The organism is Shigella sp. SIG3 (genome assembly GCF_053555855.1).
This window is the reverse complement of the sequence record NZ_JBQZXE010000088.1, coordinates 1-15,969: the sequence shown is the minus strand read 5'-3', so window position 1 is coordinate 15,969 and position 15,969 is coordinate 1. Positions and strand designations below refer to the sequence as shown.

At 48.5% G+C, this 15,969-nt stretch carries 18 protein-coding genes and 2 pseudogenes; 7 read left to right on the top strand and 13 right to left on the bottom strand.

The window, feature by feature from the left end; all coding sequences use genetic code 11:
- The first annotated feature begins 290 nt into the window (after nt 1-290).
- Both ACUU1I_RS14875 and cyuA read left to right on the top strand, forming a co-directional pair.
- Entirely contained in the window at nt 291-1,622 is a 1,332-nt protein-coding gene (locus ACUU1I_RS14875; RefSeq protein WP_000401564.1) for an amino acid permease, read from the top strand.
- 27 nt (nt 1,623-1,649) lie between these two features.
- Nucleotides 1,650-2,942 (top strand): cysteine desulfidase, encoded by a 1,293-nt coding sequence (cyuA, locus tag ACUU1I_RS14870; protein WP_000460494.1) that lies wholly within the window; start codon nt 1,650-1,652, stop codon nt 2,940-2,942.
- 211 nt (nt 2,943-3,153) lie between these two features.
- Here cyuA and yhaL read toward each other — a convergent pair whose 3' ends face one another.
- Together yhaL and ACUU1I_RS14860 are read right to left on the bottom strand one after the other, a co-directional pair.
- Nucleotides 3,154-3,318, bottom strand: a complete 165-nt coding sequence (gene yhaL / locus ACUU1I_RS14865) for a protein YhaL (protein WP_005115878.1) — start codon at nt 3,316-3,318, stop codon at nt 3,154-3,156.
- 22 nt (nt 3,319-3,340) lie between these two features.
- A complete protein-coding gene (locus tag ACUU1I_RS14860; protein ID WP_000633582.1) occupies nt 3,341-4,042 on the bottom strand; it encodes a pirin family protein in 702 nt (233 codons plus the stop codon).
- Nucleotides 4,043-4,146: 104 nt separating this feature from the next.
- Here ACUU1I_RS14860 and yhaJ point away from each other — a divergent pair, with 104 nt between their 5' ends.
- Nucleotides 4,147-5,043: a DNA-binding transcriptional regulator YhaJ gene (gene yhaJ, locus ACUU1I_RS14855; RefSeq protein WP_447388963.1), complete on the top strand. Its 897-nt coding sequence runs from the start codon at nt 4,147-4,149 to the stop codon at nt 5,041-5,043.
- A gap of 206 nt (nt 5,044-5,249) precedes the next feature.
- Here yhaJ and ACUU1I_RS14850 read toward each other — a convergent pair whose 3' ends face one another.
- From ACUU1I_RS14850 to exuR, 11 genes and pseudogenes are all read right to left on the bottom strand, one after another.
- Nucleotides 5,250-5,618, bottom strand: a complete 369-nt coding sequence (locus tag ACUU1I_RS14850; protein ID WP_001314179.1) for a DUF805 domain-containing protein — start codon at nt 5,616-5,618, stop codon at nt 5,250-5,252.
- A gap of 292 nt (nt 5,619-5,910) precedes the next feature.
- Entirely contained in the window at nt 5,911-6,897 is a 987-nt protein-coding gene (gene yqjG, locus ACUU1I_RS14845) for a glutathionyl-hydroquinone reductase YqjG (protein WP_000531201.1), read from the bottom strand.
- 69 nt (nt 6,898-6,966) lie between these two features.
- The gene (locus ACUU1I_RS14840) at nt 6,967-7,359 is read right to left on the bottom strand and encodes a DoxX family protein (RefSeq protein ID WP_000732227.1); all 393 of its coding nucleotides are present in this window, start codon (nt 7,357-7,359) and stop codon (nt 6,967-6,969) included.
- A gap of 185 nt (nt 7,360-7,544) precedes the next feature.
- Nucleotides 7,545-7,844: a YqjK-like family protein gene (locus ACUU1I_RS14835; RefSeq protein ID WP_000096086.1), complete on the bottom strand. Its 300-nt coding sequence runs from the start codon at nt 7,842-7,844 to the stop codon at nt 7,545-7,547.
- A complete protein-coding gene (locus tag ACUU1I_RS14830; RefSeq protein ID WP_000785722.1) occupies nt 7,834-8,238 on the bottom strand; it encodes a phage holin family protein in 405 nt (134 codons plus the stop codon). Before ACUU1I_RS14830 ends, ACUU1I_RS14835 begins: the two co-directional genes overlap by 11 nt.
- A 2-nt stretch (nt 8,239-8,240) precedes the next feature.
- Entirely contained in the window at nt 8,241-8,546 is a 306-nt protein-coding gene (locus ACUU1I_RS14825) for a DUF883 family protein (RefSeq protein WP_000031415.1), read from the bottom strand.
- A 37-nt stretch (nt 8,547-8,583) separates the two neighbouring features.
- A pseudogene (yqjC, locus tag ACUU1I_RS14820) lies at nt 8,584-8,938 on the bottom strand (DUF1090 family protein YqjC).
- A 146-nt stretch (nt 8,939-9,084) separates the two neighbouring features.
- Entirely contained in the window at nt 9,085-9,468 is a 384-nt protein-coding gene (gene mzrA, locus ACUU1I_RS14815; protein ID WP_001166768.1) for an EnvZ/OmpR regulon moderator MzrA, read from the bottom strand.
- 3 nt (nt 9,469-9,471) lie between these two features.
- Entirely contained in the window at nt 9,472-10,134 is a 663-nt protein-coding gene (yqjA, locus tag ACUU1I_RS14810) for a DedA family general envelope maintenance protein YqjA (protein ID WP_000422149.1), read from the bottom strand.
- Nucleotides 10,135-10,155: 21 nt separating this feature from the next.
- The gene (gene yqiM, locus ACUU1I_RS14805) at nt 10,156-10,239 is read right to left on the bottom strand and encodes a protein YqiM (RefSeq protein WP_211180508.1); all 84 of its coding nucleotides are present in this window, start codon (nt 10,237-10,239) and stop codon (nt 10,156-10,158) included.
- 239 nt (nt 10,240-10,478) lie between these two features.
- Complete coding sequence (gene exuR / locus ACUU1I_RS14800) at nt 10,479-11,255, bottom strand: transcriptional regulator ExuR (protein ID WP_000406488.1); 777 nt, start codon at nt 11,253-11,255, stop codon at nt 10,479-10,481.
- A gap of 295 nt (nt 11,256-11,550) precedes the next feature.
- On the opposite strand from exuR, the gene ACUU1I_RS14795 reads away from it, so the two are divergent.
- From ACUU1I_RS14795 to ACUU1I_RS14780, 4 genes and pseudogenes are all read left to right on the top strand, one after another.
- Complete coding sequence (locus ACUU1I_RS14795) at nt 11,551-12,267, top strand: fimbria/pilus periplasmic chaperone (protein WP_000225853.1); 717 nt, start codon at nt 11,551-11,553, stop codon at nt 12,265-12,267.
- A gap of 29 nt (nt 12,268-12,296) precedes the next feature.
- Complete coding sequence (locus ACUU1I_RS14790; protein ID WP_000755097.1) at nt 12,297-12,797, top strand: CS1 type fimbrial major subunit; 501 nt, start codon at nt 12,297-12,299, stop codon at nt 12,795-12,797.
- A gap of 91 nt (nt 12,798-12,888) precedes the next feature.
- The gene (locus ACUU1I_RS14785) at nt 12,889-15,573 is read left to right on the top strand and encodes a TcfC E-set like domain-containing protein (RefSeq protein WP_000358680.1); all 2,685 of its coding nucleotides are present in this window, start codon (nt 12,889-12,891) and stop codon (nt 15,571-15,573) included.
- A pseudogene (locus tag ACUU1I_RS14780) lies at nt 15,570-15,969 on the top strand (CfaE/CblD family pilus tip adhesin); the annotation flags it as partial. The gene ACUU1I_RS14785 and the pseudogene ACUU1I_RS14780, both read left to right, overlap by 4 nt.

Below are 15,969 nucleotides of genomic sequence, written 5' to 3'. Positions count from 1 at the left end.
GCATTATCTGAACATAAAACACTATCAGTAAGTTGGAGTCATTACCCAAATGTGCACCTTTTTTTTGTGATCTGCCGCAAATAGAGAATGAATATTCTCTTGCGATTAATTTAGTAGAAAATTCTTATCCATCTCTGTTATTTTAAAGTCTTGATTGTGAAGATTTTCTCTGACCTCGCGCGTATCATTTCTTTATTCTAATAACTCGCCTGCAAAAACGTAGACCGCATATCGCCTTGATGCGGCTCGGAAAAAAATAATAAGCCCTACAAAATATTGAGCGAGAAATTATGGAAATTGCATCGAATAAAGGCGTCATTGCAGACGCTTCGACCCCGGCGGGTCGTGCTGGAATGAGTGAGAGCGAGTGGCGAGAAGCGATCAAATTCGACAGTACTGACACCTGCTGGGTGATTATGAGTATCGGGATGGCGATTGGCGCGGGGATTGTTTTTCTCCCGGTGCAGGTCGGTTTGATGGGATTGTGGGTATTTTTGCTCTCATCGGTGATTGGTTACCCGGCAATGTATCTGTTTCAGCGGTTGTTTATTAATACGCTGGCAGAATCACCAGAATGTAAAGATTACCCGAGTGTCATTAGCGGTTATTTAGGTAAAAACTGGGGCATCCTGTTAGGTGCGCTCTATTTCGTAATGCTGGTGATTTGGATGTTCGTCTATTCCACCGCCATCACCAACGATAGTGCTTCCTATCTGCATACCTTCGGCGTGACGGAAGGGTTGCTGTCAGACAGTCCCTTTTATGGTCTGGTACTGATTTGCATTCTGGTGGCGATCTCTTCACGCGGCGAGAAATTGTTATTCAAAATTTCGACCGACATGGTGCTGACCAAGCTGCTGGTAGTCGCTGCGCTGGGCGTGTCGATGGTGGGAATGTGGCATCTGTATAACGTCGGTTCGCTACCGCCGCTGGGGCTGCTGGTGAAAAACGCCATTATTACGCTGCCGTTTACCCTGACGTCGATTCTGTTTATCCAGACGTTAAGCCCGATGGTGATCTCTTATCGCTCGCGGGAAAAATCAATTGAAGTGGCGCGGCATAAAGCATTGCGGGCAATGAATATCGCGTTTGGCATTTTGTTTGTCACCGTCTTTTTCTACGCCGTGTCGTTCACGCTGGCGATGGGACATGACGAAGCGGTAAAAGCCTACGAGCAGAATATTTCCGCGCTGGCGATTGCCGCACAGTTTATTAGCGGTGACGGCGCAGCGTGGGTGAAAGTGGTCAGCGTCATTCTCAATATCTTTGCTGTCATGACTGCATTCTTTGGCGTCTATTTAGGCTTTCGCGAAGCAACGCAAGGGATCGTAATGAACATCCTGCGTCGCAAGATGCCTGCCGAGAAGATTAACGAAAATCTTGTTCAGCGCGGCATCATGATTTTCGCCATTTTGCTGGCCTGGAGCGCCATCGTACTGAACGCACCGGTGTTGAGCTTCACCTCTATCTGTAGCCCGATTTTCGGCATGGTAGGGTGCCTGATCCCGGCGTGGCTGGTTTACAAAGTACCGGCATTGCACAAATACAAAGGGATGTCTCTGTACCTGATTATCGTCACTGGTTTGTTGCTTTGTGTTTCTCTGTTCCTGGCATTTTCTTGATTTACCTGAAATTTTAAGGTTTTTAATATGTTTGATTCGACTTTAAATCCGTTATGGCAGCGTTACATCCTCGCCGTTCAGGAGGAAGTAAAACCGGCGCTGGGATGTACTGAACCGATTTCACTGGCGCTGGCGGCGGCGGTTGCTGCGGCAGAACTGGAAGGTCCGGTTGAACGTGTAGAAGCCTGGGTTTCGCCAAATCTGATGAAGAACGGTCTGGGCATCACCGTTCCCGGCACGGGAATGGTGGGGCTGCCGATTGCGGCGGCGCTGGGGGCGTTAGGTGGAAATGCCAACGCCGGGCTGGAAGTGCTGAAAGACGCAACTGCGCAGGCAATTGCCGATGCCAAAGCACTGCTGGCGGCGGGGAAAGTCTCTGTTAAGATCCAGGAACCTTGCAATGAAATCCTCTTCTCACGCGCCAAAGTCTGGAACGGTGAGAAGTGGGCGTGTGTCACCATCGTCGGCGGGCATACCAACATTGTGCATATTGAGACGCACAATGGTGTGGTGTTTACCCAGCAGGCGTGTGTGGCAGAGGGCGAGCAAGAGTCGCCGCTGACGGTGCTTTCCAGAACGACGCTGGCTGAGATCCTGAAGTTCGTCAATGAAGTCCCATTTGCGGCGATCCGCTTTATTCTCGATTCCGCGAAGCTAAATTGTGCGTTATCGCAGGAAGGTTTGAGCGGTAAGTGGGGGCTGCATATTGGCGCGACGCTGGAAAAACAGTGCGAGCGCGGTTTGCTGGCGAAAGATCTCTCTTCATCCATTGTGATTCGTACCAGCGCGGCATCCGATGCGCGTATGGGCGGCGCTACGCTTCCGGCTATGAGTAACTCCGGCTCGGGTAACCAGGGGATCACCGCAACAATGCCTGTGGTGGTTGTAGCAGAACACTTCGGAGCGGATGATGAACGACTGGCGCGTGCGCTGATGCTTTCTCATTTGAGCGCAATTTACATCCATAACCAGTTACCGCGTTTGTCTGCACTTTGTGCCGCAACGACCGCAGCAATGGGGGCCGCCGCCGGGATGGCATGGCTGGTGGATGGGCGTTATGAAACTATCTCGATGGCGATCAGCAGTATGATCGGCGATGTCAGCGGCATGATTTGCGATGGTGCGAAGGTTTCGACCAGTGCTTCGGCTGCGTGGAAAGCGGTGTTAATGGCGCTGGATGATACCGCCGTGACCGGCAATGAAGGGATCGTGGCGCATGATGTTGAGCAGTCGATTGCCAACCTGTGTGCGTTAGCAAGCCATTCGATGCAGCAAACGGATCGGCAGATTATCGAGATTATGGCGAGCAAGGCCAGATAAACGCCAGGTTTTGAGTATTGTGCCGGATGCGATGCTGGCGCACCTTATCCGGCCTACGGGGTGCTCAACTTGTTGATGTTGTTGTGTTTTGTACCTGATGCCGGATGCGATGCTGGCGCATCTTATCCGGCCTACGGGGTGTTTAATTTGTTGATGTTGTTGTGTTTTGTAGGCCGGATAAGGCGTTTACGCCGCATCCGGCAACCTGTCTTTACGCGGTAGCTTCATCCTCGGCTAAACGCGTTTCAGCATCCGCGACGATAGCTTCCAGCTCGCTCAACATCTCTTCATAGCCAAAATTTTTGGCGGTGCGAGCAGGTTCTTTCGCCACCACGGGCTTCGCTAGCTGGCGCTTTTTGGTCGATTTTTTACTCATCATCATCTCCCTGTAAAAACAACTAGACAGGCAAATCTATCAGCAAAGCGCGCAGTGGGGAATCGGCAACCAGCGTAATGTTAGCCTCGTCACGAATAAACGCCCCATCACCGCAGGTTAGCGCCGCTTTCTCTTCATGATGCGTAAGCGCATGAAATTTCCCGTGAATCGATTGCAAATACGCGCGTGGCCCATGCAACTGGAAATTCGCACTTTCGCCTTTGTCGAGCACGATATGGTGCAGCCACACTTGTTGGCGTAATTGCAGGCTTCCCATCGCACCCTCTGGCGAGGCGATTAATTGCTGCTTGTCCATATTAAGCGCCAGCTTTTGAATCAGCGGATTCTCTCGCTGCGGGCAGGTATCCAGCCAAAGCTGCATTCGCGTTAACGGTTTGTCTTTGCTGAGATTGTGTTCGCTATAGCTGACACCCGGCTGGGTAGAGAGCAGCAACGCCTCTCCGGCGCTGGCCTGAACATGATTGCCTTCGCTGTCGCGATACTCTGCTTCTCCATCCAGAATCACATTTAAAATATCGACTTTGGGATAGGTTCGCGGCTGAAAGGCGGCACCTGGGGCCAGCACTTCCTGGTTAAGCACACGCAGGGAGGCATAGCCTAACAATTTCGGGTCGAAGTAGTGTCCAAAGGAAAAAGTATACCGGGCCTGCAACCATCCGTAGTCTGCTTGTCCACACTGCCTGGCAGTTCGGGTAGTAATCATAATTCTTGACCTCTCTTTACTTCCTTTTATGGTAAGGGGCTGGACGCTACATTGTTAGCCAGATATTCTGCCCGGTATGTTCAAATTTCCTGAATGAGAACGAAATGGCCAAAGAAAGGGCATTAACGCTGGAAGCACTACGGGTTATGGATGCGATCGATCGCCGGGGCAGTTTTGCGGCGGCAGCGGATGAGCTGGGACGCGTGCCTTCCGCACTTAGCTACATCATGCAAAAACTGGAAGAAGAGCTGGATGTGGTGCTGTTTGACCGCTCGGGCCATCGCACCAAATTCACCAATGTCGGGAGGATGTTGCTGGAGCGAGGGCGCGTTTTGCTGGAAGCCGCAGATAAACTGACTACTGATGCGGAAGCTCTCGCGCGCGGTTGGGAAACGCATCTCACCATTGTGACCGAAGCGCTGGTACCGACACCTGCCTTTTTCCCGTTAATCGACAAACTGGCGGCAAAAGCCAATACCCAACTGGCAATCATCACAGAAGTGCTGGCGGGGGCGTGGGAACGGCTGGAGCAGGGGCGGGCGGATATCGTTATCGCGCCGGATATGCATTTTCGTTCCTCGTCGGAGATCAACTCGCGCAAGCTCTATACGTTAATGAACGTCTACGTTGCCGCGCCTGATCACCCGATTCATCAGGAGCCGGAACCGTTATCTGAAGTGACGCGTGTGAAATATCGTGGAATTGCGGTAGCGGATACCGCTCGTGAGCGCCCGGTGTTGACCGTACAGCTGCTGGACAAACAGCCGCACTTAACGGTGAGCACGATTGAAGATAAACGTCAGGCATTACTGGCGGGGCTTGGCGTGGCGACGATGCCGTATCCGATGGTCGAAAAAGATATTGCGGAAGGGCGGTTGCGTGTCGTCAGCCCGGAATCGACCAGCGAGATCGATATTATTATGGCCTGGCGTCGTGACAGTATGGGGGAAGCGAAATCCTGGTGTCTGCGGGAAATTCCAAAGTTGTTCGCTGGAAAATAATCTATTAAGCACCTTTCACAAGGTGCTTCTGACTGCTGACAAACGCAAAACTGCCTGATGCGCTACGCTTATCAGGCCTACGCAGTCACTGCAATATATTGAATTTTGGCAATTTGTAGGCTGGATAAGGCGTTTACGCCGCATCCGGCATAAACAAAGCGCACTTTGTCAACAATTTGAAGCACCTTTTACAAGGTGCTTAATCATTATTCTTGTTCCAGTTTTGGATCTGGTCCAAAGCGGTTTTCGCCTGGCGTACCCGCCTGGCAGTTAAAGACGATGATAATAAGCCAGCCGATAAACGGGATTAAGAATAGCAGTGCCCACCACGCCGAGCGGTCGGTGTCGTGCAGGCGGCGGAACTGAACCGCCCACCACGGTAAAAACACCAGAATACCGTAGATTGTCGTCAGGATGCCTTCGCCACCAGCGCGTTGCCAGCCTAACATTTTATCCAGCAGCCCCAGCACGAACGTAAAGATGATGTTGACCAGAATAAACATCCAGTACTCTTTGCGCCGCGCACGACCCCGGAAACCGACATAATTTTTTAGTACTTTCAGATACCAGTCCATTTTTGCCTCAATTTTGCTCAATCACTTGTTTTTAAAGCAGCAAATTAAGAATAGACGTGAATGAAATGGCAGTAAATATTCGTTCAAGGAATTAATAAAGTGCCGTGAAGGCGCGCTAAGACTGATGGCAAGCGCAAAATCGCCAGATGCGCTACGCTTATCTGGCCTACACGGTCATTGTAACATATTGAATATAAACGCTTTGTAGGTTTGATAAGGCGTTCACGCCGCATCCGACATGAACAACATGCACTTAGCTAATTATCAGAGGCACCTCGTAAGGTGCCTTTTTTTAACCGAAGCGAACATCTCGTCCATGCGGTTCATCGAGATCCTGCCACGGACCAATTGAAATAATCCCCGTAGGGTTGATGGTCTTATGGCTGCGGAAGTAATGATTACGGATGTGATCGAAATTGACAGTTTCGGCGATCCCCGGCATCTGGTAGATATCGCGCAGGAAGCCATACAGATTCAGGTAATCGCTGATGCGGTGCTTATCACACTTGAAGTGGGTCACATACACTGGATCAAAACGCACCAGCGTAGTCCACAGGCGAATATCGGCTTCGGTTAGCTGGTTGCCGGTCAGGTAACGATGCTGGCCTAAAATCTGCTCCAGTCGCGCCAGCGATTCAAACACTTTCGCCACCGCCTCGTCGTAGGCTTGCTGGCTGGTGGCAAAACCAGCTTTATACACGCCGTTGTTAACGGTGTCATAAATCCAGCCGTTAAGTTCGTCAATTTTCGTTTGCAGGGCTGGTGGGTAGTAATCACCCGCTTTTGCGCCCAGCGCATCAAACGCGGTATTGAACATGCGGATGATTTCTGCTGATTCGTTGCTGACGATGGTGTGGTTCTTTTTGTCCCACAGCACGGGAACAGTAACTCGTCCGCTGTAGTGTGGATCGGCGTGGAGATAAAGCTGATACAGAAATTCATGTTGATAGAGCGTATCTCCGGTTGCTCCCGGAAAACTGTCATCAAAGGTCCAGCCGTTTTCCAGCATCAGCGGGTTCACTACGGAAACGGAAATAAACGGTTCCAGTCCTTTGAGTTTGCGCATGATCAGCGTGCGGTGCGCCCACGGGCAGGCGAGTGAAACATAGAGATGATAACGATCTTTCTCTGCGATAAAACCGCCTGTGCCAGTGGGGCCAGGTGCGCCATCGGCAGTGAGCCAGTTACGAAATGCGGAAGCTGAACGTTGAAATTTACCGCCGGTAGATTTGGTATCGTACCAGGTGTCATGCCAGACGCCGTCAATCAGTTGACCCATTTTTCTCTCCTCCAATAGCAAAAACGAGGAGCTTCCTCCTCGTTTTTTATCGTTAAGTATAGCGCGTGCTTACCACTTTTTATTCAGCAGGCGGTCGATGCTATACGCGCCCGGACCGGTAATTGCCAGCAGCAGGAATCCGCCAGAAATTGTCAGGTTTTTCATGAACATCAGCGAGTTGACGCCTTCAGCAAAGTTGCTGTGAAATAAAAATGCCGTCAGCAGCGTAAAGCCCGCAGTAAACAGGGTTGTGGTGCGAGTCAGGAAACCGAATAGGATTGCCAGACCACCACCGAACTCAAGCAGAATCACCAGCGGCAGCATAAAACCCGGGACACCCATTGCTTCCATATATTGTTGGGTACCAGAGTAAGCGGTGATTTTTCCCCAGCCTGCGGTAATAAACAGAATCGGCATTAAAATGTGCGCTACCAGTACACCAACATCTTCTAATTTTTTCATCATACTCTCCACTGCGCCACTCAGGCTGCTGATTGTTTTTTTGTGCAAGGGCGCGGTATTAGCGTCGTTGCTGTCGATGGAGAGAATCATAAACGTGGTGAATGATGATTGTTAGCAAGGAAAACTGTCAAAAATATTCAAAAAATTTGAGGGATAAGGCCGGAATTGCTCCGGCCAGAGGGAAGTTAACCGCGAAGCTGTTGCTGCTTGAGGGTCGTTTTAACCAGACGCCAGGCGCTCCATACGCCAAAACCGCGTCTGGCCCAGCGGACCAGCATATTAGGATGGCGAATCGTCCAGATCGCCATCACGCTACTGCCAACCAGCGCCCAGGAGCGCAGACTTAGCAGCATATTCCAGCGACGATCGTAAGCGCCTGTTGCCTCCAGCCATTCACGACGACTGGCGGAAAGATCCAGCCGTTGTTGCTGGATCTGGCTAAGCAGTTGCGCCTTACGTCGTTCACGTTCGACTTTACTGCTCACGGGACTCCTCCTCGAGCAGTTGCCGATCGTTTGCCAGCTCATGGCGTGTATGGCGCAGCAAGGTGGATTTACGCGATTTACGTAACGTCCAGATACCGCCAATCAGTGCCAGTAGCAGCAACACCACGGTGGTGGCAATCATCGCATTCAGGCGATATTGCGGATCAACCGCCCAAATAATTAGCACCATCAGGCTCATAAGACCAAATGCAGCGAAAAGCATCGTCAGGCCCAGCATCAGTAAAAGTTGAAAGAGATTAGCTTTTTCCTCTTCCAGCTCCACCACCGCCAGCCGCAGACGTGTTTCCACCATTTCAACCATGATGGAAACAATTCGCTGCCCGATGCCCAGAACGCTTTTACCGGGCCCTTGCGCGTGATGAGTGTCCGCCATAATTAACGACGCGACAGCAGAACGCCGAGCACTACACCGATTGCAGCGCCAATTCCCACGCCGGTCCACGGATTTTCACGCACATACTCATCAGCACGCGCCGCCGCGACACGGGTTTGTTTGGCGATGGCATCACCGGTTTCACCCAGGCGATAACGGCTCTGTTTCAGTGCCTGCTCCGCTTTGCTACGAATCTTACTCAACTCTTCTTTCGACTTCTCGCCAGATGAGCTAAGCACCTCTTCCAGCGTATCGGAAAGGGATTTCAACTCAGCACGCAGATGTTCCGTAGTGTGTTCTTTCGACATAGTTTTCTCCAGGTGAGTAAGTAGTGACTATTGTGAGTTAGTAGTCGCGCGCTTCCAGCTTTTTCAGCTCTTCCTGCGCTTCTGCCAGTTTCCGTTCTATCGGCATCGCCTTTTTGCTTCGCCTCGGCTAAATCTTGCTGGCGTTCCGCCACCTCATCTTTCTGCTTTGCGATTTTCTTGTGATGATCGGCACGCAGCTGGCTATCTGAACAGTTGGCCCGGACTTCACTCAGGGCTTTATTCAGACCGTCAATACGATTCTGGTTTTGGTGTTTTTCGGCATAGCTGATCTCCTTAAGGATATTTTGCTCCTTTTCCTGACACAGGGTAGTGGCATAACTACCGGCACTAAGAGCAAAGAGAGAAACAGCTAAAGCGATGCGGTATTTCATTCTTGAACCTTCCATTGTGATTCGGACCTATTACAAAGGAACGATTGTCCAGACAACGAAGCGGTAGTGTTAACCACCGCCTCATTAATCATAGACAGTTACGGTGAAATCACCAAAGTGAGTGATATGTTTCGGATAACAGGAAGTTATCCGAAGCGATGAGAGTTATCCCGTAACCGGGTCAGCCACTGCATAGCCTGACTGTTATTGTCCTGCTGCGCAATGATGTAGCCATGGGGCAATGTTCTGTCGAGGACCGCTTTTGCGGCGGCGCTCTGGTCGCTGGAGTCAAATGTAATTAACAGAGTGTCGTTTTTGGGGGTGATACTTTTGAAAGGAATGCCATGAGCGTCAAGGTGATGCCAGATCGAAAAACCGTCTGGCATCGTTGTGCCTTGATGAACGGCACGAATCGCCAGCGTAGACTCTTGCTGGCGAACCGCGGACCAGGCCAGCAACAGCGTGCCGACCAGAAGTAAAACAGTGCCGGACCAGGCTAGCTGGCGAAGCGACATGCGAGGTATTTGCATCCCTTACCCCCGATTTCCATATTTCTTTTTCCATAACACGACCAGAGAACCTGCCAGGCCAAACACCAGCAGCACCACCGGGAGCAGCATCAGGCATGACATCAGCTGGTCCTCGTACTTTAAAAATACCGGCGTTTTGCCGAGCATGTAACCCAGAGTTGTCAGGATCAATACCCACAGCAGACCGCTCATCCAGTTGAAGAACTGAAAGCGCGCGTTATTCAGCCCTGATAACCCGGCAATCGTCGGCAGCAGTGTTCTGACAAATGCAATAAAGCGACCAATTAACAGCGCCGATAAACCGTGTTTATGAAAAAGATGGTGTGCGCGTTGATGATAATGCGCGGGTAAATGAGATAGCCAGTTTTGTACGGTGCGGGTATTGCCCAGCCATCGCCCCTGAATATAGCTGACCCAGCAACCGAGGCTGGCGGCAACGGTCAGCAGCAGAATCGTTTGCGGGTAACCCATCGCGCCTTTCGCAATCAACACGCCGACCAATACCAGTAAACTGTCGCCCGGTAAAAAGGCCGCCGGAAGCAAGCCATTTTCAAGGAACAAAATTACAAACAAGACAAAATACAACATGCCAATCATCGATGGATTGGCCAGGGTTTCAAAATCCTGCGCCCACAGGGCTTGCAGCAATTGGGTCAAAAGTTCCATTCATTATTCCTGGTGAATCGGTTAACGCCACGCTGGTTTTAAAAGATGCACTACCGCAATGTTATTGCTGTTTTGGTATGTTCTGCGGGTTTGATACATCAACACAGCCTGAACTATTCCCTGTTAAAACGTGAGATAAGAAAGCATTCAAAAGCATAAATTCAAATTGAATCTAATTGTAACAAAGGTCAACGTTGTTCGTTATCAAAATTACATGTCCGTGGAGTCTGATTTTGCTGATTGCAGGGGAGGGTGGCGAGAGGATTTACACAGGCTGACACTTTATACTTTTCGCTTACCGACGAGACAAACAGGCGCATTGCAGCGCCTGTCGGACAGGAATTTCATTTGCTGCCGCTGGTGGCCGTATCGAGATGCACTACCGGGTTTTCGGCGAACAGATAGCGGTCGGCATTGAACTCGAAATCGTCGCTGGTTTCGTTAAATAACATGATTTTGGTGTTTTCCAGATGCTGCCACATTGCCAGCTTAGCAGCATGAGGATCTTTGCGAATTAACGCCTTGAGAATTTGATCGTGGTCATCACACCAGTTATCAACGGTACGGGAATCAATGTGTTCGTGTAGTTTTTTCCAGTACGGGTTATGGCTACGCTGGGTCCACATTTTTTCAACGATGGCCGCCAGGGCGGAGTTCTGCGTCGCCAGGGCTACCTGAATGTGGAACTGTAAATCCCACTCGGAATCACGGAAGCATTGTTCGCCGCGCGCCTGTTCCTGAATGGCCATCAGTTTCATGATGTCTTGTTTCGTTACCTGAGTTGCCGCGAACTCGGCAATATTACTTTCGATGAGCTGGCGAGCCTGAAGCAACTCAAACGGACCGTAATTGGCGAATTCCATATTATTGTCAGCCGCCTGCTGATGACGCGGCTGGTTGGAAACCACATGAATACCTGAACCTTTACGCACCTCCACATAGCCTTCAACTTCCAGCATGATGATGGCTTCACGAACTACCGTTCGGCTGACGTTCTTTTCATCGGCAATAAAGCGTTCGGCAGGCAGTTTATCACCCACCAGATAGACGCCCTGTTCAATGCGCTCTTTCAGGTCAGCAGCAAGTTGTTGATACAAACGGCGTGGTTCAGTGATTTCCATATGCGTCTCCCGGAGTGGAATGCGGACGAAGTTATCATACCACTTTATTCATGGGTATGCCATTGGTCATATATAAATTTGATGATTGAATTAATGTATTAAATTAATATTGTGAATATTTATAAATTCCTAAAAAATAAGTATCGTCATTGTGAAAGCTACTAAATTTCAGTAAGTTAATTCCCAGCCTTTAAATTTAATGTTAACTAAAAATGCTTTTTTATATTGACTTACAATAAATCTACATCTCTAATACACCAACTTTTTTGAAACGATATTGTAAGATCAAAATTATATGGTGGCGAAAATTAATCTCTTATTACGGCTTACGCCGCTTTTATTCGTGTTCGCTCCTTTTTTGGCACAGTCAAATATGACTGTTTATCCTATGCCTGTTTCCATTAATAGTCAGGGTGAAGGCAACGTTCGCGTAATATCTAAAAGTAATGAAGTTCAGTACATCAAGGCGACAGTATTCCGTATCGATAATCCATCGACGCCTCAGGAAAATGAAGTTGAGATTAAATCCGGTGATGCAAATCATCTGGTTGTTATGCCACCTAAATTCGCTTTACCAGCCGGTAGTAGCAAAACCGTACGTTTTGTTGCGATGGAACCAGAGCAAAAAGAGAAAAATTATCGCGTTAAATTTGAAGCGGTTCCCAGTATTGATGACGTTGCCACAGATAAAAAAGATCTCTCTATGCAGTTAACAGTTAACTTAATTTGGGGAATCGTTGTTAGTGTTCCACCTCAGCAACCTATAGCTAAGTTAGAAGTAAATTCTGCCCAAAAATTAATTAATGCAGGGAATCAACGCTTAAAGCTTTTAACGATCGCTTATTGTAAAAATAATAGCAAAGAAAACTGTAAGATACAGACCGTAAATAAAAACATATTCCCTGGTCAGGAAAGAAATCTTGAAAGCATATCTGGCTACGACAAAATCGTTGTCAAATATAATAACTGGATCACCAAAGATAATGGCGAGTTTGAACTGGCGGTCCATTAATTATCATTGTAATAAACGAAGGAATAGTAATGAAAAAGGTATTTGCAAAATCTCTTCTGGTCGCAGCGATGTTTTCTGTTGCAGGCTCCGCATTGGCAGTACAAAAGGATATTACTGTAACGGCCAACGTTGATGCCGCTCTGGATATGACACAGACCGATAACACCGCGTTGCCGAAAGCAGTAGAAATGCAATATCTGCCGGGGCAGGGTCTGCAATCTTACCAGTTGATGACCAAAATCTGGTCTAACGACGTTACCAAAGATGTAAAAATGCAGTTAGTGTCCCCAGCGCAACTGGTTCAAAGCCTGGATGCTAGCAAGATTGTTCCGCTGACAGTAACCTGGGGTGGTGAAGAAATTAAAGCTGATGCGGCAACCACTTTTACCGCAACCAAAATCTTTGCTTCCGATGCGTTAACTAACGGTTCTCTGGCTAAAAACCTGATGTTTGCTCAAACCACCAAAGGTGTTCTGGAAACAGGCATCTACCGTGGTGTAGTAAGCATTTATCTGTCTCAGGATATTTAATCCGGATAACAGAATTAACACGTAACAAAGGGAGGGGTAGCCCTCCCTTATTTTAACTGTTTTAGTATTTGTTATGGATTTCAGGATTGCCATGGATAAAAAATTACTGGCTCTTTTGATCCTGGCGAGTCTCAGCCCGGCAGAGGCGACATTAACCAAAATTCCCGCAGGGTTTGAGGTTATTGCTCAGGGACAGCAGGAGTATATCGAGGTTTATTTTTCAGGGAAAAGTCTCGGTAAATATTATGCAATGGTTAATCTTGATACCGTAACATTTCTTGATCCAGCAAGTCTATATAACAAGCTGGAACTGGATGTAGACGATCAGAAAATCGCGCATATAGTGAAAGAAAAATTATCGCAGCCGCTAGCTCGCCACGGTGAATTGGCTTGCGGTTATGTACGTACTGACTCAGGGTGTGGTTTTCTGAATACCGATACGCTGGAAATAATCTATAATGATGAAGAAAGTTCGGCAACGTTGTTTATTAATCCGCAATGGAATTCAGCTTTCGATGCGAAGTCATTATATTTAAATCCAGACAAAAATACTGTTAACGCTTTTATACATCAGCAAGACATCAATGTTCTGGCACAGGATGATTACCAATCGTTGTCTATTCAGGGAAACGGTGCGCTGGGAATAACAGAAAATAGCTATATTGGTGCACACTGGAATTTCAACGGTTATGATGCAGATGATGTCAGTGACAGTAATACTGACGTCAGCGATCTCTATTATCGTTATGATTTTTTACGTCGTTATTATGTGCAGGCGGGTCGCATGGACAACCGCACACTATTTAATGCACAAGGCGGGAACTTTACCTTTAACTTTCTGCCACTCGGTGCAATCGATGGGATGCGTATCGGGTCGACACTGAGCTATTTAAACCAGGCGCAAAGCCAGCAAGGAACCCCAGTAATGGTTCTGCTTTCGCGCAATTCTCGTGTTGACGCTTATCGTAATGAGCAACTTTTGGGATCGTTTTATCTCAATAGTGGTTCGCAATTTATTGATACCAGTTCCTTTCCGCCAGGCAGCTACAGCGTGGCATTAAAAGTCTACGAAAATAACCAACTCACCCGCACCGAGCTTGTGCCGTTTACCAAAACCGGCGGTCTGACTGACGGAAATGCGCAATGGTTCTTACAGGCAGGTAAAACTACATCACAGGTTTCTGATGATGAAAGTTCAGCTTATCAGCTAGGAGTACGCCTGCCATTACATCCGCAATATGAGCTCTACGCAGGGCTGGCGAATGCCGATGATGTGAGTGCTTTCGAGTTAGGTAATAACTGGACGGCAGATTTAGGCGGGGTGGGGAATCTTGCAATCAGCGCCAGCGTGTTCCGTAACGATGACGGCGGCAAAGGTGATATGCAACAGGCCAACTGGAGTAATCCGGGATGGCCGACGTTGGGCTTTTATCGGACCAACTCTGACGGCGATGCTTGTACAACCGACAGCAGAGAGAGCTATAACGCCTTAAGCTGTTATGAAAGTATTTCCGCGACAGTTTCACTGAATTTTGTCGGCTGGAATATGATGCTGGGTTATACCTGCACACAAAATAACACTGATGATAGTTTGCGTTGGGATAAACAGCAGAGCTTTGAAAATAACTATCTTCGCCAGACAACAGCGCAAAGTATCTCTGAAACTGTACAACTTAGCGCTTCCCGCGCTATTGTGATGCGTGACTGGATTTTGAGTACGTCAGTCGGTGTTTTCCATCGTAATGACAACGGTGGCGATAACGACGACAACGGCTTGTACTTATCGTTTTCGTTATCTGACACGCCAACGATGGATAGCAATAACAACAGCCATTCAACCAATGTGTCTACGGATTATCGTTATAGCGAACAGGATGGCGATCAAACGTCATGGCAGTTATCGCATACCTTTTATAACGATTCATTCAGCCATAAAGAACTTGGCGTAACCGTCGGAGGCCTGAACACCGATACCATAAACAGCGCGGTTAACGGGCGTTGGGATGGGCAATACGGAAATGTCTACGCTACCGTATCTGATAGTTATGACCGTAAGAATCATGATCATCTTTCGGCCTTTACGGGCACTTATAGCTCTACGCTGGCTGTCAGTCGCTATGGCGTTAATTTGGGAGCCAGTGGTACAGACGATTTGCTGGGTGCGGTACTGGTGGATGTGAAAGGCTTCTCTGAACAGGATGAAGAGAGTCAGGATCTGCAACTCGAAGCGCGGGTGGCAGGCAGCCGAACTTTGCAGCTTGGTCAAAGTGACAGTGTGTTGTTCCCTTATCCTGGATTTCAGTCTGGTTTTGTTGAGGTTAACGACAGTAGCCAGGGCAATCAGCAGGGGACAACAAACATCATTAACGGTGCAGGGAATCGTGAATTAATGTTGTTGCCTGGCAAGCTGCGCTATCGCGAAGTGTCTGCCAGCTTTAACTACAACTATATCGGTCGTTTATTACTGCCGGCAGCGGTGAAAAAATTCCCGATTGTGGGGCTGAACAGCGCCATGTTACTGGTAGCTGAAGATGGCGGATTTACACTTGAAATTAACGGCAGCGAAAAAGAGCTCTATCTGCTTTCCGGGCAGCAATTCCTTAAGTGTCCACTGAGTGTTGTAAAGAAACGCGCCAGCATTCGTTACAGCGGAGATGTTACTTGTAGTGTGGTGACTTATTCACAATTACCGGAGTCGATTCAGGTTCAGGCACAGTTGAAACAGCCTAAATTACGTGGAAACGTTCAGACGGCGCAAAGGGAGGTTGCACCATGAGAAATCGATTGATTGCGGCGATATTGGGCTTGTTTGGCACGCTCACTGGCGTTCAGGCAGCTCCTGACGTGACCAGTGAAATTACGTATGATTTGGCATCTGGTAGAGCGGATTATTACTTCTGGAAGGATGAAGCGTCGGCAGGAAATAATGGATATATGTGGTATGAATGTTCGTATCCTGACCTCCAACAAACCTGTACAGCTAATGGAAATATATCGACAGTACAAATCTATTTAACTGAACAACGCAGTGGGATGCGTTGGCCGGTAAAACTCAAAGGATTTAAAACAGCCATTGTAAGTAGCGATGAAGCGCCGCTAGGATGCAAGGGGGGCAAAGGGCTTCAGACGAATCTTAAGGATTCTAATAGATCTTCATGTACAGAAGATGGTC